Origin of the sequence: Bradyrhizobium sp. IC4060 (assembly GCF_020193715.1) — a bacterium.
GTDB classification, from domain to species: domain Bacteria; phylum Pseudomonadota; class Alphaproteobacteria; order Rhizobiales; family Xanthobacteraceae; genus Bradyrhizobium; species Bradyrhizobium yuanmingense.
Map to the genome: position 1 here is coordinate 1 of NZ_JADYVJ010000099.1, position 419 is coordinate 419.

Below are 419 nucleotides of genomic sequence, written 5' to 3' on the forward strand. Positions count from 1 at the left end.
CGTCCAGCCGACCTTCTGCGAGGGAGGCGCTCTGGCTGTCACGGGTGGCAATGCCTGCGCCGAGCGGATCGCGACGTATATCCCAACCCACCACAATTGTTACGACATGGTCGTCACCACTCAGGATTGGCATATTGATCCCGGTAACCATTTCTCCAACAACCCCGACTTTGTGGACTCCTGGCCGCCACATGGAGTTGTTGGCACCGACGAAGCTGAGATTCATCCGGCGATCGCTAAGATTCCTGTCGGCGCACGGGTTAAGAAAGGCCAATACGCTGCGGCCTATTCCGGTTTCGAAGGAACTACCGAGGACGGGTCAATTCTCGAGACGGTATTGCGTGATCGCGGAATCGAGGCTGTCGACATCGTCGGCTTGGCTCTGTCCCACTGCGTCAAAGACACGGCTCTAGACGCCC

At 58.0% G+C, this 419-nt stretch carries 1 protein-coding gene; it reads left to right on the forward strand.

Features of this window, described 5'->3' with window-relative positions; genetic code table 11:
- Window positions 1-419 (forward strand): isochorismatase family protein (locus tag I6F16_RS37660; protein WP_225174797.1); only part of this gene is annotated, 419 nt, incomplete at both ends.